The sequence below is a fragment of the Thermohalobaculum sp. genome, assembly GCF_058622915.1.
Map to the genome: position 1 here is coordinate 12,036 of NZ_JBZSYN010000051.1, position 19,256 is coordinate 31,291.

At 71.7% G+C, this 19,256-nt stretch carries 18 protein-coding genes; 7 read left to right on the forward strand and 11 right to left on the reverse strand.

Features of this window, described 5'->3' with window-relative positions; translation table 11 throughout:
- Positions 1–34 precede the first annotated feature (34 nt).
- The 3 genes from AC32QD_RS04420 to AC32QD_RS04430 form a co-directional block, all read right to left on the reverse strand.
- Positions 35–3,217, reverse strand: coding sequence for an efflux RND transporter permease subunit (locus AC32QD_RS04420; protein ID WP_492009271.1), 3,183 nt, complete (start codon positions 3,215–3,217; stop codon positions 35–37).
- Positions 3,218–3,221: 4 nt separating this feature from the next.
- Complete coding sequence (locus AC32QD_RS04425; RefSeq protein ID WP_492009272.1) at positions 3,222–4,313, reverse strand: efflux RND transporter periplasmic adaptor subunit; 1,092 nt, start codon at positions 4,311–4,313, stop codon at positions 3,222–3,224.
- A 224-nt stretch (positions 4,314–4,537) separates the two neighbouring features.
- Positions 4,538–4,963, reverse strand: coding sequence for a flagellar biosynthesis repressor FlbT (locus AC32QD_RS04430; RefSeq protein ID WP_492009273.1), 426 nt, complete (start codon positions 4,961–4,963; stop codon positions 4,538–4,540).
- Between the two features lie 366 nt (positions 4,964–5,329).
- On the opposite strand from AC32QD_RS04430, the gene AC32QD_RS04435 reads away from it, so the two are divergent.
- Both AC32QD_RS04435 and AC32QD_RS04440 read left to right on the forward strand, forming a co-directional pair.
- Positions 5,330–5,527, forward strand: a complete 198-nt coding sequence (locus tag AC32QD_RS04435; protein WP_492009274.1) for a hypothetical protein — start codon at positions 5,330–5,332, stop codon at positions 5,525–5,527.
- Positions 5,528–5,651: 124 nt separating this feature from the next.
- A complete protein-coding gene (locus tag AC32QD_RS04440) occupies positions 5,652–6,863 on the forward strand; it encodes an aromatic ring-hydroxylating oxygenase subunit alpha (protein WP_492009275.1) in 1,212 nt (403 codons plus the stop codon).
- Between the two features lie 314 nt (positions 6,864–7,177).
- On the opposite strand, the gene AC32QD_RS04445 is transcribed toward AC32QD_RS04440, so the two are convergent.
- Complete coding sequence (locus AC32QD_RS04445) at positions 7,178–8,080, reverse strand: tetratricopeptide repeat protein (RefSeq protein ID WP_492009276.1); 903 nt, start codon at positions 8,078–8,080, stop codon at positions 7,178–7,180.
- 412 nt (positions 8,081–8,492) lie between these two features.
- Between AC32QD_RS04445 and AC32QD_RS04450 the strand changes: the two genes are divergently transcribed.
- From AC32QD_RS04450 to AC32QD_RS04460, 3 genes are read left to right on the forward strand one after another with little or no spacing between them, the layout of a single operon-like run.
- Positions 8,493–10,136: a phytoene desaturase family protein gene (locus tag AC32QD_RS04450; RefSeq protein ID WP_492009277.1), complete on the forward strand. Its 1,644-nt coding sequence runs from the start codon at positions 8,493–8,495 to the stop codon at positions 10,134–10,136.
- 11 nt (positions 10,137–10,147) lie between these two features.
- Complete coding sequence (locus tag AC32QD_RS04455) at positions 10,148–11,695, forward strand: phytoene desaturase family protein (protein WP_492009278.1); 1,548 nt, start codon at positions 10,148–10,150, stop codon at positions 11,693–11,695.
- Positions 11,692–12,888, forward strand: a complete 1,197-nt coding sequence (locus tag AC32QD_RS04460; protein ID WP_492009279.1) for an aminomethyl transferase family protein — start codon at positions 11,692–11,694, stop codon at positions 12,886–12,888. The genes AC32QD_RS04455 and AC32QD_RS04460 overlap by 4 nt, the downstream gene beginning before the upstream one ends.
- 13 nt (positions 12,889–12,901) lie before the next feature.
- Here the strand turns inward: AC32QD_RS04460 and AC32QD_RS04465 are convergent, their stop codons facing one another.
- The 7 genes from AC32QD_RS04465 to hisD all read right to left on the reverse strand — a co-directional run bounded on the left by AC32QD_RS04465 (position 12,902) and on the right by hisD (position 17,590).
- The gene (locus tag AC32QD_RS04465; RefSeq protein ID WP_492009280.1) at positions 12,902–13,102 is read right to left on the reverse strand and encodes a DNA gyrase inhibitor YacG; all 201 of its coding nucleotides are present in this window, start codon (positions 13,100–13,102) and stop codon (positions 12,902–12,904) included.
- A gap of 95 nt (positions 13,103–13,197) precedes the next feature.
- A complete protein-coding gene (locus tag AC32QD_RS04470) occupies positions 13,198–14,364 on the reverse strand; it encodes a ribonuclease E/G (RefSeq protein ID WP_492009281.1) in 1,167 nt (388 codons plus the stop codon).
- Complete coding sequence (locus AC32QD_RS04475) at positions 14,361–14,945, reverse strand: Maf family protein (protein ID WP_492009282.1); 585 nt, start codon at positions 14,943–14,945, stop codon at positions 14,361–14,363. Before AC32QD_RS04475 ends, AC32QD_RS04470 begins: the two co-directional genes overlap by 4 nt.
- A 42-nt stretch (positions 14,946–14,987) precedes the next feature.
- Complete coding sequence (infA, locus tag AC32QD_RS04480) at positions 14,988–15,206, reverse strand: translation initiation factor IF-1 (RefSeq protein ID WP_200606710.1); 219 nt, start codon at positions 15,204–15,206, stop codon at positions 14,988–14,990.
- 76 nt (positions 15,207–15,282) lie between these two features.
- Positions 15,283–15,795 carry an arsenate-mycothiol transferase ArsC gene (locus AC32QD_RS04485; protein ID WP_492009283.1) on the reverse strand — a complete coding sequence of 171 codons (513 nt, stop codon included), beginning with the start codon at positions 15,793–15,795 and terminating at the stop codon, positions 15,283–15,285.
- A 3-nt stretch (positions 15,796–15,798) separates the two neighbouring features.
- Positions 15,799–16,296, reverse strand: coding sequence for a UPF0262 family protein (locus AC32QD_RS04490; RefSeq protein WP_492009284.1), 498 nt, complete (start codon positions 16,294–16,296; stop codon positions 15,799–15,801).
- Entirely contained in the window at positions 16,289–17,590 is a 1,302-nt protein-coding gene (hisD, locus tag AC32QD_RS04495; protein ID WP_492009285.1) for a histidinol dehydrogenase, read from the reverse strand. Before hisD ends, AC32QD_RS04490 begins: the two co-directional genes overlap by 8 nt.
- 171 nt (positions 17,591–17,761) lie before the next feature.
- On the opposite strand from hisD, the gene cysQ reads away from it, so the two are divergent.
- Positions 17,762–18,595, forward strand: a complete 834-nt coding sequence (cysQ, locus tag AC32QD_RS04500; protein ID WP_492009286.1) for a 3'(2'),5'-bisphosphate nucleotidase CysQ — start codon at positions 17,762–17,764, stop codon at positions 18,593–18,595.
- On the forward strand, positions 18,592–19,256 hold a 665-nt coding region (locus AC32QD_RS04505), incomplete at its 3' end, for a 3-deoxy-manno-octulosonate cytidylyltransferase (protein WP_492009287.1). The genes cysQ and AC32QD_RS04505, both read left to right, overlap by 4 nt.

A 19,256-nucleotide genomic window follows, 5' to 3' on the forward strand; every position in this document is an offset into this window, starting at 1 on the left:
CCTGGGCCCGCCCCTGGACCCGCCCCTGGGCCGCTCACTCCCTCGGCGTCTCGCCGCCCGTGGACCTGCTGAACTTGCTGCCCAGCCAGCGGCAGGCGACGTAGAAGACCGGCGTGAAGATCAGGCCGAAGAAGGTCACCCCGAGCATCCCCAAGAACACCGCGGTGCCGAGCGCCTGGCGCATCTCGGCCCCCGCGCCGGTGGCAAACGCCATCGGCAGCACGCCCAGGATGAAGGCAAACGAGGTCATCAGGATCGGCCGCAGCCTCAGCCGCGCGGCGTGCGCGGCCGCCTCGATCGGGGTCATGCCCTGCTCCTGCCCCTGGCGGGCGAACTCGACGATCAGGATGGCGTTCTTCGACGCCAGGCCGACCAGCACGACGAAGCCGATCTGGCTGAGGATGTTGTTGTCCATGCCGCGCAGCGTGATGCCCTCGACCGCCGCGAGCAGGCACATCGGCACGATCAGGATCACCGAGAGCGGCAGCATCCAGCTTTCGTACTGCGCGGCGAGCAGCAGGAAGACGAAGACGGTGGCCAGCCCGAAGACATAGATCGCGGTGTTGCCGGCCAGCTTCTCCTGCAGCGCCAACTCGGTCCACTCGAAGCCGAAGCCCGCGGGCAGCACGCGGTGAGCCAGCTTGGCGGCCGCGTTCAGCGCGTCGCCGGTCGAGACGCCGGGCGCCGCCGAGCCCTGCACGGCGGCCGCCGGGAACAGGTTGTAGTGCGCCACCCGCCAGGGCAGGGTGATGTTCTGGATGCTCGCCACCGCGCCGATCGGGGTCATCTTGCCGCTTTTCGAGCGCGTCTTGAGCTTGAGCAGATCCTCCGGGCGGTTGCGGAACTGCCCGTCGGCCATGGCGGTGACGCGATAGGTGCGGCCGATGAAGTTGAAGTCGTTGACGAAGGTCGAGCCGATATAGACCTCGAGCGCCTCGGCGACCTGGTCGGGCGAGACGCCGATCAGCTCGGCCTTGACCCGGTCGATGTCGAGGTAGAGCGCCGGCGTGTTGGTGTTGAACAGCGTGAAGACGCGGCTGAGCTGCGGCTGCTGGTTGCCCTGGATCATCATCTGGTTGGCCGCCTGCTCGAGCGCCTTCAGCCCCCGCCCGCGCCGGTCCTGCACATACATCTTCCAGCCGCCCGCGGTGCCCACGCCGCGCACCGGCGGGGGCTCGACCAGGAAGATATTTGCATCCTTGATCTGGTAGAGGGTCTTTTGCAGCTCGTCGCGGATCTTGCCGGCGCCCAGGCCGCGCTGCTGGCGCCAGGCGAAGGGCTTGAGCGGCACGAAGATCGCGGCGGAGTTCGGCGCGTTGGTGAAGGTGGCGCCGTCGAGGCCGACGATGGCCACGGTGTTGCGCACCCCCGGGTTCTTCAGGATCAGGTCCGAGGCGCGCCGCGCCACCTTGTCGGTGCGGCTGAGCGACGAGCCGGCCGGCAGCTGGATGACGGTGATCAGGTAGCCCTGGTCCTGCGGCGGGATGAAGCCGGTCGGCGTGGCGTTGAACTCGTGATAGGTTAGCCACAAAAGCCCGGCATAGGCGACCAGCATGATCACCGCGATACGCGTCAGCCGACGCACCAGCCAGCGGTAGCCCTCGGCCAGCCGGTCGAAGCCGGCGTTGAAGAAGCGCCCGCCCGTCCTGAGCGGCCAGGAGACGAGGTAGCGGGTCCAGCCTAGCGCGCCGTGCGGGCGCTCGGGGTCGTGGTGCGCGCGCATGACGAGAGAGGCGATCGCCGGGGAAAGCGTGAGCGAGAGAAACACCGAGATGCCGGTGGCGGTGGCGACCGTCACGGCGAACTGGCGGAAGAACTGGCCGGTGATGCCGGAGAGAAACGCACTGGGGATGAACACGGCCAGCAGCACCAAGCCCGCGGCGAGCAGGGCGGTCGAGACCTCGCGCATGGTCATGCGCGCCGCCTCGCGCGGGCCGTGCCCCTCGCGCAGCGTGCGCTCGACGTTCTCGACCACCACGATGGCGTCATCGACCACGATGCCGATGCACAGCACCAGCCCGAACAGCGTGAGGTTGTTGATGGAAAAGCCCAGCGCCGACATCATGGCGAAGGTCCCGACCAGCGAGACCGGGATCGCGATGATCGGGATGAGCGAGGCGCGCAGGCTCTGCAGGAAGATCACGATGACCAGCACGACGAGGCCCACCGCCTCGCCGATGGTGGTGTAGACGGCGTCGATCGACTGGGCGATGTAGTCCGTGGGGTTGTAGACGACCTTGTACTCGATGCCTGGGGGAAAGCTCTTGGACAGCTCGTCCATCTTCTTGAGCACAGCATCGGCGGTCTGCAGCGCGTTCGAGCCTGGGCGCTGGAAGATGCCGATGGGCAGGGCGACGTTGTCGCCGAGATAGCCGTTCACCGAGTAGTCCTGGGCGCCGAGTTCGACATGGCCGATGTCGCGCACGCGCACGAGGCCGCCGTCCTTGCCGGTGGCGACCACGATGTTGGCGAACTGCTCGGGGTCCGTGAGCCGGCCCTGGGTCTGGACCTGCAGCTCGTAGGCCGCGGGGTTGGGCACCGGTGGCTGGTCGATGATGCCCGAGGCGACCTGGACGTTGTTGGCGCGCAGCGCCGCGATCACGTCGCCCGCCGTCAGGTTGCGCGCGGCGACGAGCTCGGGGTCGAGCCAGATGCGCATGGAATAGGCGCGCTCGGCGAACACGGTGGCCCGGCCCACCCCGTCGATCCGGGCCAGCTGGTCCACGACCTGGGTCTTGGCATAGTTCGAGATGTAGAGCTGGTCGCGGCTGCCGTCGGGCGACAGCATGTGGATGACCATCATCAGGTCGGGCGAGGCCTTCTGGACGCTGACGCCGAGATTGCGCACCTCGGAGGGCAGGCGCGGCAGGGCGCTGTTGACGCGGTTCTGCACCAGCACCTCGGCCGCCTCGATGTTGGTGCCGAGCTTGAAGGTGACCGCGATGTTGGTGTTACCGTCGCCGGTGGACTGGCTGAGCATGTAGAGCATGCCCTCGACGCCGTTGATCTCCTGCTCGATCGGCGTGGCGACGGTATCGGCCACCACCTCGGCCGAGGCGCCGGGATAGTTGGCGCTGACCCGGATCGTCGGGGGGGCGATCTCGGGGTACTGGGTGACCGGCAGGCTGAAGTAGGAGACGCTCCCGACCAGCGTCAGGAGGATCGCGATGACGGTCGCGAAGATCGGCCGGTCGATGAAGAAGAGCGAGAAGCGCACCGGCTCACTTCGCCTCGAGCTTGAGGGTCACCTCGTTGGGCGTGACCTTGCTGCCGGGCCGGGCGCGCTGCAAACCGGCGACGATGACGCGCTCGTCGGGCTTGAGGCCGCCCTTGATGACGCGCAGCCCGCGGTAGATCTCGCCGAGCTTGACGGCCTGGACCGAGACCTTGCCCTGAGCGTCGACCAGGTAGACGATCTTGCGCGCCTGGTCCGAGAGCACCGCCTTGTCGGGGATCAGCAAGGCCTGGAACGGCTTGGAGGCGGGCAGGCGCAGGCGCCCGAACATCCCGGGCACGATGAACTCGGCGGGATTCTTCACCACGGCGCGCGCCACGATGGTGCCGGAGTTCGGGTCGATCTGGCTGTCGAGGAAGTCGAGCGTGCCATCGTGCACGAACTTCTGCTCGTCCATCAGCTGGATCGCCACCTTGATCGGCGAAGCCGGGCCGCCCGTTGCGTCCGACCTCGCGTGCAGCCGCGAGTAGCGCAGGTAGTCGGCCTCGGAGATGGAGAAGACGAAGTAGATGGGGTCGAGCGAGACGATGGTCGAGAGCAGCGTCGCGTTGGCGTCGCCGCCGACGATCAGGTTTCCCGGGTCGACCTTCCGGCTCGACATCCGGCCGCGGAACGGCGCGCGGATCTCAGTGAAGTCGAGGTTGAGCTGCGCCTGGCGCAGCTCGGCCTGGGCCACCGAGAGATTGGCCTCGGCCCCGGCCAGGGTGGCGGTGGCGCGGTCGACTTCCTGAGCGGTGCCGACATTGCGCTGGGCGAGCGTCTGGGCGCGCTTGAGCTCGATCGAGTCGAGCAGCCGCGTGGCCTCGGCCGACTTGACGTTGGCCTCGGCCCGGGCCTCCTCGGCGCGGAAGGTGCGCTGGTCGATGGTGAACAGGAGCGTGTTGGCGTCGACCACCTGGCCGTCGTCGAAATGGACCTTGTCGAGGTAGCCGGAGACGCGCGAGCGGATGTCGACGTGCTGCACCGCCTCAAAGCGGCCGGTAAAGACATCGTATTCGGTGACCTCGTGCATGAGCGGCTTGGCCACGTCGACCGGCGGCGGGCCTTTCTGCTGCGCCTGGGCCGCGCCCAGACTCATTGCCACCGCGCCGGCCAGGGCCACGATCGGCCCGAGGGCCCGACGGAGGAGACGCCGATGCTGCACGAGAAGATTCCCGAACCCTTAAATCCCGGGGCAATCTAGCAGTGCGCCGGGCGGGATCAAGTCGGGACTGTGCGCCGGCGCCGTGCGGCCGGGCAAAGATCACGGGGGCCGGCCGGGGATGCCAGGTGGCGGCCTGGGCGCGCAGCAGGGCGGTTGCGTCACGGGGCGCCGCGGTCGGGCGGCCCGCCGGCGCTGCCCAGCAGGGTCTCCTCCAGCGGCAGCAGGCGGCGCAGGGCCCGCAGGACACCGTAGAAATCGCCGCGCTCGAGCAGCGCGGCGGCCAGCTCCAGTTGCTCGCTGCCCTCGATGTCCGCGAGCGCGTCGCGCAGCTCGGCGATTCCTTGCGCCAGCCGGATGCCGGCCTGGCCTGCGTCGGCCTCGCCGGTGACGGCCAGCTGGGCGACGTAGCAGATGCGTTTGACCGGCGTGTCGATCTCGTGCGGCTGCAGCGCCGTCCTGAGCCGCAGAACGTGGACGTTCGGCGTCTTGATGATCAGCCGCGCGGCGCGGTCGCCGTTCTGGATCACGACGCCGTTGACGAGGATCTCCTCGTGAGCGCGCAGCTTGAGGACCAGCCCCGGCATCGGCGCCTATCGCGGGCGCCCGGACGGGTGCGCCCGGTGCCAACGGGGGCCGGCGGTCCGGGGCCGGCTGGGGGATTGTTTCATCGCGCCACTCCGTTCTCGCCGGCTCGGTCTGCCGGCGGCGCGCCGGCTAGGTTCGGCGGGCATGGGAGCCGGCCGAAAGCGGGTCCTGCGACCCCGCTGCGCCGCATGCGGGCCTCGTGTGCCGGGATTGCCGGCCGCCGGAGATGGAACAGCAAAAAGTCTAAGCGGCGGTAAAGCCGCCGGCATTTCGGGCGCGATCGTCCCGGGCTTGCGGAAATGGGCAAGGAGAACTGGACAAATCCCCACCGCCGATACCATCTTGAGCGCAGGAGGATGCATTGGATGACACTTCGCTACATGGTCGGCACGCGGGTCGGCAGCCACTCGTCGAGCGTTATGGTGGAAGCGGAGGATGCCCTCGTCGCGGCCCTGAAGGTCAAGTGTCAGAACCCCGCGGCGGCGATCACTTATGTGCGCAAGAGCAATGCGCGGGGCGATCAGCGCCACCCGCACCCGCCGGTCGCGCAGACCTCCGCCTGAGCCGGCGCCCCGGGACGCCCCGGCCAGCGTCGGAAGCCGCTCGGGACCCGGGCTTGCGAGCGCGCAGTCGGTGCGCCCAGGGGGGATTCCCCTCAGGCGGCGCCGGCCGTGACGGGAGATGGCGATGGCACGCGAGGGCGCACTCGAGACAGGGTTCAACGGGCTGGCGGCGGCGCAGCCGGCGCTGCCCGCGGCGTGGTATCACGACCCGGCGCACCACGCCCGCGAGCTCGCGGCGATCTGGCGGCAAAGCTGGCTCTATCTGTGCCGGGGCGACACTATCGCCGGGCCGCGTGCCTTTCGCAGCTTCACCGTCGCGGGGCAGGAGATCGTGCTCGTGCGCGGCGAGGACGGCGCGCTGAGGGGCTATTACAACACCTGCCGGCACCGCGGATCGATTCTGTGCACCGAAGCCCAGGGGCGGCTCGCGCGCGGGCTGATCGTGTGCCCCTATCACCGCTGGGCCTACGATCTCGAGGGCCGGCTGAGGGCCACCGGGGCGATGCGCAAGGTCGCGGGCTTCGACCGCGCCGGGCACCACCTGCACCGCGTCGCGGTGGCCGAATGGGGCGGCTTCGTTTTCGTCAACCTGGCCGGCGAGGCGGCGCCGGACTTCCTCGAGCACTGCGGCGCCGAGCTGGCGGCGGTGCAGAACTGGCCGCTGGCGGGCCTCGTGGTCGGGCACAGCTACCGCCGGACGCTGCGCTGCAACTGGAAGGTCTTCTGGGAGAACTTCAACGAGTGCCTGCACTGCCCCAACGTGCACCCCGAGCTTTGCGAGCTGGTGCCGATCTACGGCCGCGCCATCATGGCGAGGCGCGACGACCCGGACTGGGCGCGCCATGCCGGCGAGACGGCGCCCGTCTTCGCCGGCGGGCTCAGGGAAGGGGCCGAGACCTGGTCCATGGACGGACGCGCGCAGGGCGCGCTGGCGGGCCTGGGCGCGGCGGACCGGGCGGCGGGGCAGCGCTATGCCACCCTGACGCCCTCGATGTTCATCGCCGCGCACACCGATTATGTGCGCGCCGTGCGGCTCGTGCCGCTGGGGCCCGAGGCGATGGAGCTGTCGGCCGAGTGGCTGTTCGACGCCGGGATGCTGGCCCGCGCCGACTTCGACGCCGCCCGCATCACCGACTTTGGCACCCTGGTCATGGAGCAGGACGGGGCGGCGTGCGAGCTGAACCAGCGGGGCTTGAGCTCGGCCGCCTTCGAGCACGGCGTGCTGATGCAGGAGGAATACGAGGTGTTCCTGTTCCAGGACTGGGTCAGGCGGATGCTGGGCGAGCCGACCCTGGCCGAGCCCGCCGGCAGCCGGGCCAACCGGCGGGCGGAATAGGCCAGCTTTCGACGCGTCCAAATTTGGACGGGGGGTTAACATGTTGATTCCGCTGCAATTCCCATTTTGATACAAATGGAGATGCGCCGCACGCGTTCCAAGCCGGCGCGGCGTCCGTTCGCGTCCGACACGGCGTCGCGGCCGGACATCCTTTGAAGAGGGCCGGGTCGTTGCCTCCCGACCCCGCGGCTTTTCTCGGTCATACCGTGTCAGGCTGCCCGACACGGCGCGCCAGTGCGCCGGCCTTGCGGCGCGCTCCTGCCGCCCGCCGGGCCGGCGCCATCGGGCGCTTGTGGCCCGGTCTCACCGGCCCGTCATTGCGGCTGCCAGGCGTCGAGGCGCTTTTGCACCGCGCGGATCTGGTCCTGGCCCAGCTTGCCCGCCAGCTTGTCCACCCATTCGTGCGCGCGCCAGCCGTCGGGATCGGGTTCCTCCTGGCCCGCGACCGCCTTGGCCGCGAGGGCGAGCCAGAAATACGCTTTGGCATAGTTCCTGTCGGTTGCCTCGCCCCGGGCGTACATGCGGCCGAGGTAGTACTGACCGCTGACATCGCCCGCCGCCGCCGCTTCGCTGAACAGCGCCATGGCCCTGGGCAGGTCCCTGGGCACGCCGGTGCCCCAGTAGTACATCTTGCCCAGATCGGCCTTCGCCGCGCTCAGCTCCTGGGCCGCGCTGGCAAAGAGCTTGGCTGCCTTGGCGCGGTCCTTCTCCACGCCGATGCCGAAATAGTAGAGTTGGGCGAGGTTCCTCTTGGCATCGGAATTGCCGGCTGCCACGGCGCGCTCGAGCCAGTAGGCCGCCTTCTCGTCGTCGCGCGCCACGCCCCGGCCGTCGGCGAACATGAGGGCCAGATAGCGCTGCGCCTTGGCGTTGCCGCCGATCGCCGACTGGCGATACCAGCAAGCGGCGGCCAGCCTGTCCGTCGCAACGCCCTTGCCCTCGTCGTAGTAGATTCCGAGAATGCGCTGCGCGTCGTCATTGCCGCTTGCCGCGGCCTTCTCCAGCCAGCCCAGCGCAACCTCCGGCCTGCCGAGCGCGTCGTAGCTGCGGCCCAGCCAGTATTGCGCCTGCACGTCGCCGGCTTCCGCGAGAGGTTGCAGCTCGGCGATCGCCTGGTCGAACTTGCCGTGATCGAAGGCCTCTTTCGCGGTCTCGACACTGGCCCAGGCCGTCGTCGCAAAGAATGCTGCCACGAGCACTACACAGATCCGTTTCATGACGACCCCTCCTGTCAGCGAGGCGCTCGAGACGGGCACCGTTCGGCCTTGACGCGCACGCCGGCTGCCCTCCCCCCTCAAGACGCTTCCCTCCGCGATGTCGTCCGCGGACCGCGTGCCGCCGCCAGTCCGGCAGCCCTTTTGTTCACTTTATGTTCTCCAACGCCTCCAGCCAAATTCACCCCACCATTCTATTAAGCAGCTTCGAACTGTTTTCGCATTGATCCAGGTCAGGTCGGGTCGCGACTCAGGCCGCCGGCAGGCCTGGGGCGCGTGACCCAAGCGCTGGCGGGGACTGCAGCGCAGGCCGGCAGGGGCGCCTGCCGGACGTCATTCGAGCGCGCGGCAAGAGAATTGCCAGCGGCCGGCCGGCGAAGCTAGGTTCGCGGCAAGGCAGGAGGAGGAGCGCAAGATGTCCGGCTCAGGGCGCTATGACGCCATCGTTGCGGGCGGCGGGCACAACGGGCTGACCACGGCGTGCTACCTGGCGCGCGCGGGCTTGCGCACGCTGGTGCTCGAGCGCAGCGACCGGGTGGGCGGCGCGGCGGTCAGCCGCGAGCTGCACCCGGGCTGGACCTATTCGAACTGCTCCTATGTCTGCTCTCTGTTGCGGCCCGAGGTGATCCGCGATCTCGACCTGCCGCGCCACGGGCTGCAGGTGATCCCCTACGAGGGCGGCGCCAGCTTCACTCGCGACGGCGGCTATTTCGCCTATCACGCCGACCGCCATGCGCTGGAGCGCGAGATCGCCCGGCTTTGCCCGCGCGACGTGGACGGCTATGCGCGCTATCGCCAGGCAGTGGCGCGGCAGTGCCGCTTCATCCGGCCGCTGCTGCTGCGCACGCCGCCCGACCCGGCGGCGATGCGCCCGCGCGACATCTCCGAGCTTTTGTTCCTGATGCGCCGCTTCAACGCGCTCGGGCGGCGCGAGATGAGCGAGACCATCCGCTTCTGGACCACCTCGGTGGCCGACTATCTCGACGGCTTCTTCGACAGCCCGCTGATCAAGGCGCATCTGGCGGGCAGCGGCATCATCGGCACCGGGCTCGGGGTCTACTCCCCCGGCACCGCCTATGTGCTGTTGCACCACTACATGGGCGAGGTGGACGGCGCCATCGGCTCGTGGGGGTTCGCGCGCGGCGGCATGGGGGCGGTGACGCGGGCGCTGGCCGGGGCCTTCGAGGCGGCGGGCGGCGAGATCCGCACCGGGGCGGAGGTGGCGCGATTCCTGGTCACCGGCGAGCGGGTCACCGGTGTGGCGCTGGAGAGCGGCGAGGAGTTCCACGCCCCGGTCGTCGCCTCGAACATGGATGCGAAGCGCACCTTCCTCGAGCTGGTCGAGCCGCACCACCTGCCGGCCGACTTCCTCGACGGCGTGCGCCGCTTCAAGATCCGCGGCTCGAGCGGCAAGCTCAACATCGCGCTCGACGCCATGCCGCGCTTTCCCGCCGTCAGCCCCGACGCGCCCATCCTCGCGGGCGACCTGCACGCCACCGAGAGCCTGGCCGAGCTGGAGCGCGCCTATGACGACTGGAAGGAGGGGCGGTGGTCGGCCGAGCCCTATTTCGACCTGGTGATCCCGAGCCGGATCGACCCGACCATGGCCGCGCCGGGCAAGCACGTGATGAGCGTCTTCGTGCAGTACGCGCCCTATGACCTGGCGCGCGACGGTGTGCGCTCGGGCGCCAACTGGGACGACGCGGCGCGCGCCGCCTTCCGCGACACCGTGCTCGACAAGATCGAGACCGTGAGCCCCGGGCTGCGCGAGCTGATCGTCCATGCGGAGGTGCGCTCGCCCGCCGATCTGGAGCGCGAGGTCGGGCTGACCGAGGGCAACATCTTCCAGGGCGAGCTGAGCCTCGACCAGCTCCTGTTCAACCGGCCCGTGCCCGGCTGGGCGCGGTACCGCTCGCCGGTGCGGGGGCTTTACCTCGTTGGCTCGTCGGCGCATCCGGGCGGCGGCGTGATGGCGGCGCCCGGCGCCAACGCGGCGCGCGAGATCCTGCGCGACGCCGGCCGGCCGAGCCGCGACGCCCGCGCCTTCCGCGCGGCGTGAGGAGGGGGGAGATGCCCAAGGACGCAGCACGCGACAGGGGCCGCATGACCGCCGTCGTGATCGGCGCCGGCCATAACGGGCTGACCGCGGCCGCGGCGCTGGCCCGGCGCGGGGCGCGCGTCACCGTGCTCGAGCGCGCAGCGGCGCCGGGCGGCATGATGGTGGCCGACGGGATCGAGATCGCGCAGCTGGTGTGGAACCTGCACCCCGCTTCCCTGGCCGCGCTGGGCGTCGATGCCGCGGCGCTCGGCCTCGGCCCGCCGGTGCCGACGGTGGCGCTGGACCCGGACGGGCGGCACGTGGTGATCGAGGGGGCTCAGGCGCGCCTCTGTGACGGCACGGCCCACCCCGAGGCCGCCGCCTATCGCGCGCTGGTCGAGCGCCTGCGCCGCTTCGCCCGCGTGCTGGCGCCGCTGGCCGCCGCGCCCCCGCCGCGGCTGGGCGAGAGCTGGCTGAACCGCGCCGGGGTCGCCGAGCTGACCGGCCTCGCGCGCGCCGGGGTCGGCCTGCGCCGGCTGGGCAAGCCGGAGATGCGCGAGTTCCTGCGCAGCGCGCTGTCCAACGTCGCCGATCTGGCGCTCGACCGGCTGGCCGACGGGCCCTTGGCGGCGAGCCTCGCCTTCGACGGCGTGCTGGGCGCGAAGGCAGGGCCGCGCGCGCCCGGCACGGTGCTGCCGCTCCTCTACCGCCACCTCAACGGCGCCGAGCGCCCCCGCCCGCGCGGCGGCATGGCGCTCCTCGCCCAGCGCCTGGCCGAGGCGGCCGAGCGCCGCGGCGCCCGCATCCAATATGGCACGCCCGCCGCCGGGCTGGTGGTCGAGGACGACCGGGTGCGCGGCGTGCGCACGGAAGGCGGCGAGGTGCTGCCCGCCGACCTCGTGCTCTCGAGCCTCGGCGCCGGGGTGACGCTGGCGCTGGCCGGGGTGGAGCATTTCGACGCCGAACCGGGCCGCCGCGTGCGCCAGATCCGCGCCGAGGGCACCGCGGCGCGGCTCGACCTGGCGCTGTCGGGGCCACCTGCCATTGCGGGGCTGGAGGCGCGTCATCTCGCCGGCCGGCTGTTGCTGGCGCCGTCGGTCGAGGCGATCGAGCGCGCCTTCAACCCGGTGAAATACGGCCGTCCCTCCGAGGCGCCGGTGATCGAGGCGCTGGTCGAGACGGAGGGCGCGGGCGCCCGTGTCTCGTGCCTCGTGCAGTACCTGCCGCTGGCGCCGGCCGGCGGCTGGACCGACGCGGCCCGCGCCGCGCTGACCGCGAGCGTGGTGGCCGCCTTCGAGCGCCACGCGCCCGGCTTCTCGGATCTGGTGCGCGGCAGCGCGCTGGTCACGCCCGCCGACATCGCGGCGCTGACCGGCGCGCCCGGCGGGCACTGGCACCACGGCGAGCTGGCGCCGGACCAGATGCTGACACTGCGGCCCGTCAACGGCATGGCGCGCTATCGCACCGGGCTGCCCGGCCTCTACCTGTGCGGCGCCGCGGCGCATCCGGGCGGCGACATCACCGGCCTGCCCGGGCGCAACGCCGCGCTCATGGCGCTGGCCGACGGGGTGCCGGCATGACCCCGCTCGAGACCGCGCCCCGCCGCCCGGCGGTGCCCGCCGGACCCGTCGGCACGCCGTTCGAGCCGCGCCTGCGCGCGCTTTCCACCGCCCATGCCTGGAAGGACTGGTCGGGCTACCTCTCGCCCCGCACGCTGACCCGGGTCGAGCCGGAATACTTCGCCATCCGCAACCGCGCGACGCTGTTCGACCTCTCGCCCATGCGCAAGTACCGCATCGAGGGGCCGGACGCCGCGCGCGTGTGCAACCGGCTGGTGACCCGCGACGTCGGCCCGCTGGCGCCGGGGCGGGTAGCGTATGTGCTGTGGTGCGACGAGGACGGGATGGTGATCGACGACGGCACGCTGTTTAGGCTGGGGGCCGACAGCTTCCGGCTGTGCTGTCAGGAGCGCCAGCTCGCCTGGCTGGGCGACATCGCCTGGGGTTTCGACGCCGAGATCACGGACGAGACCGAGGCGATCGCGGCGCTGGCGCTGCAGGGGCCGACCTCGTTTGCCGTGCTCGAGGCCGCGGGGCTGGACCTGGCCGCGCTCAGGCCCTACGCCGCGACCGAGCCCGAGCCCGGGCTGATGGTCTCGCGCACCGGCTTCACCGGCGATCTGGGCTATGAGCTGTGGGTCGCGCCCGGCGATGCGCTGGCGCTGTGGGACCGGCTGTGCGAGGCGGGTGGACCCGCCGGCCTGCGCGCCATCGGCAGCGCGGCGCTCGACATCGCCCGCATCGAGGCGGGCTTCGTCATGACCGGGGCGGACTTCCAGTCGATCCACCACGCCGAGCGGCCGACGCGCGGGCGCACGCCGTTCGAGTTGGGGCTCGGGCGCCTGGTCGATTTCGGCAAGGGTCCCTTCAACGGCCGCCGGGCGCTTTTGCGCCACCGCGAGACCGGGCCGAAGCGGCGGCTGGTCATGCTCGACATCGAGGGGCCGAAGCCCGCGCGCGACGCTTTCGTCTACCATGGCCGGCGTCGCCGTGTGGCGGGGCACGTGACCTCGGCCGCCTGGTCGCCCACGGCCAAGCGCAACCTCGCCTTTGCCGAGCTCGACGCCCGCCATGCCGAGAGCCGCGATCTCAGGGTCGAGATCTATGTCGCCAAGGAGGGCAAGTGGGAGCGGCGCATGGTGGCGGCCCGCGTCATCCCGCGCGGCGTGTTCCGGCCCGAGCGGGCGCGGCTGACGCCGCCGGGGCGGGCCTGAGGCGCGCCCGCGCTCAGTCGTCCTCGCCGGAGGACCCGCCGGGGGGCAATTCGGCGGGCTCGCCGGGTATGGCATAGCTCCCGTTCAGCCAGCGCCCCAGGTCCACGTTGGCGCAGTGCTTCGAGCAAAACGGCCGCCAGCGCGGCTCGGCCGGCTTGCCGCAGATCGGGCAGCGGGGCGCGCGCGCAGGCTTCGGCTGGTCGTCGTTCTGCATCTGGGCGGGCTCCAGTTCCCCGGGCGCTGCGGTGCCCGGCGTTATACCGCCGGCGCGGCGGTCGCGAAACCCGGCTGCCGCCGGGCGCGCCCTGCCTAGGCGAGCAGCTCGGCCAGCGGCCGGCGCTCGCGCTTGCGCTGGAGCTCGAAATGGCCGAGCGGGGTCCAGCCGGCGAGCGTGGTCTCGACCGGGTCGCGGCGAAAGGCGGTCCTGAGCGCGTCCTCGACGCGGCGGCGGTCGGCTTTCTTCAGGGGCGCGAAATCCACGATCACCTGGCCGCCCAGCCCGCGCAGCCGGAGCTGGCGCGGCAGCTCGCGCGCCGCCTCGAGATTGGCGCTCAGCGCCGCGCCGGCGGAGAACTCGGCGGCCGTGTTGACGTCGACCGTGACCATGGCACGGGTCGCCTCGACGGCCATCCAGCCGCCCGAGGGCAGGTCGACGCGCGGCGATTTCAGGCGCTCGATCTCCTCGCGTACACCGAAGTGGTCGAAGAGGTCGGGGCCGTCATGGCGCTCGACGCATTGGAGAAGGTCTTCGCTGCCCCACAGATTGACCAGGCCGAGATCCGGGTCTCGCGTCGTCAGGAAGCGGTGGCACCGCTCGGTCGCAAGCACCGAAAGCGGCACAGGAAACGCCCATTCCCGCAGCGCGGTCGCTGTGGCCCGGTTCGGGCCCGCGGCGACATGGTCCAGAGGGGGCGGGGAGTTCGTGGCGCGCGAGACGGCGTCGACCGGCGCCAGGACCCGGTCGATCTCCCGTTCGAGCTCGGCGGCAGAGCTGCCCTGCGCCCCCGTGCGGATGATGAACCCGCCTGTTGGCGTCTCCGTCCCCTGAAGCTTGGCCGTGACGGCGGTCACCAGCCGCTCGCGTTCCTCCGCATCGCGGATCTGGCGCGAGACGTTCACGCCGGGCGCATGCGGCGTGTAGATGACGCGCGCCCCCTTGTAGAGGACATTCGGACTGACCGGCGTCGCCTTGCCCGGTTCGGGCAACGAGCTGACCTGCACCAGCACGCCGCGCCCCTCCTTCAGCCCCCTGGCTTCGCGCAGGAAGCCCGTGTGCTGGGGCGTCAGCCGCACGAAGGCGCCGTGCATCCTGGGCACCAGCCGGTCCACCTTGGCCCAGTAAATCTCGCCCGGCGCCGGCGTCGTGTCGCCCTTGAGGGGATCGAGCAGCAGGTCCTCGAGCCGGCCGTCGACGATGAGCGCCGCCTGGCCGGCGCGCTCCTCAGGCTGGTCGATCAGGATGACGCGGCGCTTCACGCCTCGACCCTTGCCGCGACGACGGGGTAGCCCGCGCCCCTGAGCAGCCCGACCGTCTCGGTCAGCGGCAGGCCGACGACGTTGCTGTAGCTGCCGTGGATCTCGGGGATGAAGGCGGCGGCGAGGCCCTGGATGGCGTAGCCGCCGGCCTTGTCGCGCCACTCACCCGAGGCGAGATAGGCGGCGATCTCGTCCTCGGCGAGCCGCTTCACCCGGACCCGCGTCTCGACCAGCCGCTCCCAGCGGCGCGCGCCCAGCCGCAGGCACACAGCCGTGGTCACGCGGTGGCGCCGGCCCGAGAGCAGGCGCAGGAAGCGCGCGGCCTCGGCCGCATCGGCCGGCTTGCTCAGGATGCGCCGGCCGGCCGAGACCACCGTGTCGGCGGCAAGCACCAGCTCGTCCGCGCCGGCGGCGATCGCCTCGGCCTTGCCGCGCGCCATGCGGGCGGCGTAGGCGCGCGGCAGCTCGCCCTTCAGGGGGGTCTCGTCGATCCCGGCCGTGCGCACTTCGTCGGCCACCACGCCGATCTGCGCCAAGAGCTCGCGGCGGCGCGGCGAGGCGGAGCCCAGGATCAGGCGCATGTTATCAGGCGCATGTTATCAGGCGCACGTTCTCAGGCGCACTTACTTGAAGCGATAGGTGATGCGCCCCTTGGTCAGGTCATAGGGAGTCATCTCGACCTGCACCTTGTCGCCGGCGAGAACCCGTATGCGGTTCTTGCGCATCTTGCCGGCGGTATGGGCGATGATCTCATGGCCGTTCTCGAGCTTCACCCGGAAGGTCGCGTTGGGCAGAAGCTCGGTCACGACCCCGGGGAACTCGAGCGTTTCTTCCTTGGCCATGCCGTCTCCGTCATTGCGTCGGCCCGTGGGGGCGGGCCGGAATCTGCGCGGAACATGGGCCGAAAGCCAAGCCGAATCAAGCGCGGTGCGCCTCGGCCCCGTTCTCCCCGTCGGCCCCACCCGCGGGCTCCCCCGTGGGCTCCCCCGGGCCGAAGGTCTCGATGATCGCGTGCCGGATCTGGTCGCGGGTCTGGCGGTAGGCGGCCAGCTTCTGCTCGCGCTGCTCGCCGATGCCGGTGGGGTCGAGCGTCGGCCAGTACAGCACCTCGATGGAGAACAGGCGCGTGTATTCCAGCGCCCGGCGCTGCGAGGCGGGCGAGAGCGCCACGATCATGTCGTAGGCGCCCATCTCGTCGCCCCACTCCTCCATCTCGTCGAAGCTCTTCGAGCGGTGCGCGCCCATCTCGACCTCGATCTCGCGCGCGACCTCGACCATGAAGGGGTCGACCTCGAGGTCGTGGTGCACGCCGGCCGACTGCACGAAGACGCGCTCGCCGTGCAGCTTCTTCATCATCGCCTCGGCAAATGGCGAGCGCGCCGAGTTGTGGTCGCAGCAGAACAGCACCGAGCCGGGGAGGCGTCTGGTCACGGCTCAGCCCCGGAACTGCAAAGCGCAGATCACGGTGAACAGGCGCCGCGCCGTGTCCATGTCGGTCTCGATCTTGCCCTCGAGCCGCTCGACCAGGATGCGCGCGCCCTCGTTGTGCACGCCGCGCCGGCCCATGTCGATGGCCTCGATGCGCGAGGGGGGCAGGTGCTTGACCGCGTCGAAATAGCTCTCGCAGATGGCGAAGTAGTCCTTGATCACGCCCCTGAGCGGCGAGAGCGAGAGGTGGAAGGCGGTGACCGGCTCGCCCGACTCGGTGGCGACCTCGATTACCAGCATGCGGTCGGCCATGCCGATGGCCAGCTCGTAGGGGCCGGCGGGCGGGTCGCTGTCCGCCCGGCCGGGAATGCGGAAGTGGTTCTCCTCGGTCAGGTCATAGATGGCGAGGTCGAGCTCGTGCTGGATCTCGGGCGTGCGCGCGCGGGGGCGGTCCTCCCGGAGCCGCACGGCCGCCAGACGGTCGGTCGCGGCGAACTCACCCATCTGTGCCGCCGAGCCGCGCGCGCACCGACAGGGCGTGCGCCTCGAGGCCCTCGGAGCGGGCCAGCGTCTCGGCTGCCGGGCCAATCGCCGCCATGGCGCGCGGCGTGAGCCGGGCGACGGTGGTGCGCTTCATGAAGTCGAGCACCGACAGGCCCGAGGAGAACCGCGCCGAGCGCGCCGTCGGCAGCACGTGGTTCGGCCCGCCGACATAGTCGCCGATGGCCTCGGGCGTGTGGGCGCCGAGAAAGATCGCCCCGGCATGGCGGATCATGGGCAGGAGGCGCTCGGGATCGGCGACGCACAGCTCCAGGTGCTCGGGCGCCACGCGGTTGGCCAGCTCGGCCGCCTGGGCGAGGTCGTGCACCACGATCACGGCGCCGAAGGCGCGCCAGCTCGCCCCGGCGATCGCAGTGCGCGCGAGGCTTTGCAGCCGGCCCTCGACGGCGCGGGCGACCGCTTCGCCGAAGCCCGCGTCGTCGGTCATCAGGATGGCCTGGGCGCTCTCGTCGTGCTCGGCCTGGGCGAGGAGGTCGAGCGCCACCCAGTCCGCGTCGTTGCCGGCATCGGCGATCACCAGCACCTCGGAGGGGCCGGCGATCATGTCGATGCCGACCTCGCCGAACACCCGGCGCTTGGCCGCCGCCACATAGGCGTTGCCGGGCCCGGTGACCTTGTCCACCGGCCGGATCGGGCCGGCGCCGTAGGCCATGGCCGCGATCGCCTGGGCGCCGCCGATGCGGTAGACCTCGGAAATGCCCGCGAGCCTGGCCGCGAGCAGCACCAGCGGGTTGACCTCGCCGCCCGGCGTGGGGGCGCACATCACCAGCCGCCCCACCCCCGCGACGCCGGCCGGAATGGCGTTCATCAGCACCGAGGAGGGATAGCTGGCGAGCCCGCCGGGCACGTAGAGCCCGGCCGCGTCCACCGGCGTCCAGCGCCAGCCCAGCCGCGCGCCGGCGGGGTCGTCCCACTCGGCGTCCTCGGGCAGCTGGCGGGCGTGGTAGGCGCGGATGCGCTCGGCGGCGAGCTCGAGCGCAGCGCGCTCGGCCGCGGGTACGCGGGCGATGGCGGCGTCGATCTCGGCGGGCGCGACCGCAAGCGTGTCCTCGGTCAGCTCCAGCCGGTCGAAGCGGCGGGTCAGCTCGATCACGGCGTCGGCCCCGCGGGCGCGCACATCGGCGATGATGCCGGCGACGGCGGCGTCCACGTCGGCCTCGGCCGCGCGCCTGGCGCCGAGGAAATCGGCGAAGCGGTCCTCGAAATCGGCCTGGTCGTGGCTGAGCGTGACGGGCATCGGCGCCTCCGCGGGCAAAACCGCGCCCTCTTTACTCGCGCCGCCGGAGCCACACAACCCGGTCCGTCGGGAGGGAAAATGCGGCGACGGGCCGCCCTGCACCCCCTACCGCCGGGCGGCGTTTGCGCCTATAGGCGAAGGGCACGACGCAGCATCTTCGAGGCCGCCCCGATGACGTCACGCCCCGCCGAGCTCGAGCCCGTCCTGCGCGACCTGGCGCTTGCCGCCGGCCGCGTCATCCTCGAGGTGCGCGGGCGGCGCGATCTGGGCACGCAGGCCAAGGCCGACGCCAGCCCGGTGACCGAGGCCGACCTCGCCGCCGACCGGCTGATCGGCCAGGGGCTGGCGGCGCGGTTCCCCGACATCCCCGCGGTGACCGAGGAGAACGTCGAGAGCCACCGGCACTCCGGGCGGGGCCGGTTCTTCCTGGTCGACCCGCTCGACGGCACCAGGGAGTTCGTGCGCCGCGAGGGCGAGTTCACCGTCAACATCGCGCTGATTGAGGACGGCACTCCGGTGGCCGGCGTGGTCTATGCCCCCGCCGCGGGCCGGCTGTTTCGCAGCCATGACGGCGGCGCGGTGGAGGAGCGGGTCGATGCCGATGGCCGCCCGGCCGCGGGCCCGGCACGGCCGCTGCGCGTCGCGCGGCCCGACAACGAGGCGCTGGTCGTCATCGCCTCCAAGTCGCACCGCGACCAGGCGACCGACGACTACATCGCGCGCTACCGGGTGGCGCGCTTCACCAGCGCCGGCTCGTCGCTGAAATTCTGCCTGCTGGCCGCCGGCGAGGCGGATTTCTACCCCCGCCTCGGCCGCACCATGGAATGGGACACCGCCGCCGGGCAGGCGGTGCTGCAGGCCGCCGGCGGCCGCGTCGTGCGCTTCGACGACCACCGCCCGCTGGCCTACGGCAAGCCGGGCTACGAGAACCCGTTCTTCCTCGCCTTCGCGCCCGGCGTCGCATTGGTGCCGGCCGGCGCCGAGGCCGGGGCGGCGCCGCGATGAGCGTGTGCATCGTCATCCCGGCGCGCTACGGCTCGACCCGCTATCCGGGCAAGGCGCTGGCGCCGCTCAGGGGCGCGACCGGCGAGCCCCGGCCGCTGGTGCACCGCAGCTGGGACGCCGCGCAACAGGTCGCGGGCGTCGACCGCGTGGTGGTCGCCACCGACGACGCGCGCATCGAGCAGGCGGCCCGCGCCTTCGGCGCCGAGGTCGCCATGACCTCGCCCGACTGCGCCAACGGCACCGAGCGCTGCGCCGAGGCGCTGGGCAGCCTCGCGCCCGCGCCCGAGATCGTCGTCAACCTGCAGGGCGACGCGCCGCTCACGCCGCCCTGGTTCGTCGAGGCGCTGATTGCCGCCATGCGCGACAGGCCCGACGTCGCCGTCGCCACGCCGGTGCTGCGCTGCGACAGGGAGGGCCTCGACAGCCTGCTCGCCGACCGCCGGGCGGGCCGCGTCGGCGCCACCACTGCGGTGTTCGGCGCGGACGGCCGCGCGCTTTACTTCTCGAAGGAAGTGATTCCCTTCACCGGCCGCGCGCTCGGCGCGGGCGAAGCCAGCCCGGTGTTCCACCATGTCGGCGTCTACGCCTACCGGCCCGAGGCGCTCAGGCGCTACGTCACCCTGGGCCAGGGGCCGCTCGAGCGCTGGGAGGGGCTCGAGCA

Coding starts and splice junctions, on each gene's coding strand:
- AC32QD_RS04425 (WP_492009272.1), bottom strand. CDS start 4,313: ATGAGTCTGGGCGCGGCCCAGGCGCAGCAGAAAGGCCCGCCGCCGGTC.
- AC32QD_RS04430 (WP_492009273.1), bottom strand. CDS start 4,963: ATGCCGGGGCTGGTCCTCAAGCTGCGCGCTCACGAGGAGATCCTCGTC.
- AC32QD_RS04435 (WP_492009274.1), top strand. CDS start 5,330: ATGACACTTCGCTACATGGTCGGCACGCGGGTCGGCAGCCACTCGTCG.
- AC32QD_RS04440 (WP_492009275.1), top strand. CDS start 5,652: ATGGCACGCGAGGGCGCACTCGAGACAGGGTTCAACGGGCTGGCGGCG.
- AC32QD_RS04445 (WP_492009276.1), bottom strand. CDS start 8,080: ATGAAACGGATCTGTGTAGTGCTCGTGGCAGCATTCTTTGCGACGACG.
- AC32QD_RS04450 (WP_492009277.1), top strand. CDS start 8,493: ATGTCCGGCTCAGGGCGCTATGACGCCATCGTTGCGGGCGGCGGGCAC.
- AC32QD_RS04455 (WP_492009278.1), top strand. CDS start 10,148: ATGCCCAAGGACGCAGCACGCGACAGGGGCCGCATGACCGCCGTCGTG.
- AC32QD_RS04460 (WP_492009279.1), top strand. CDS start 11,692: ATGACCCCGCTCGAGACCGCGCCCCGCCGCCCGGCGGTGCCCGCCGGA.
- AC32QD_RS04465 (WP_492009280.1), bottom strand. CDS start 13,102: ATGCAGAACGACGACCAGCCGAAGCCTGCGCGCGCGCCCCGCTGCCCG.
- AC32QD_RS04475 (WP_492009282.1), bottom strand. CDS start 14,945: ATGCGCCTGATCCTGGGCTCCGCCTCGCCGCGCCGCCGCGAGCTCTTG.
- infA (WP_200606710.1), bottom strand. CDS start 15,206: ATGGCCAAGGAAGAAACGCTCGAGTTCCCCGGGGTCGTGACCGAGCTT.
- AC32QD_RS04490 (WP_492009284.1), bottom strand. CDS start 16,296: ATGGGTGAGTTCGCCGCGACCGACCGTCTGGCGGCCGTGCGGCTCCGG.
- hisD (WP_492009285.1), bottom strand. CDS start 17,590: ATGCCCGTCACGCTCAGCCACGACCAGGCCGATTTCGAGGACCGCTTC.
- cysQ (WP_492009286.1), top strand. CDS start 17,762: ATGACGTCACGCCCCGCCGAGCTCGAGCCCGTCCTGCGCGACCTGGCG.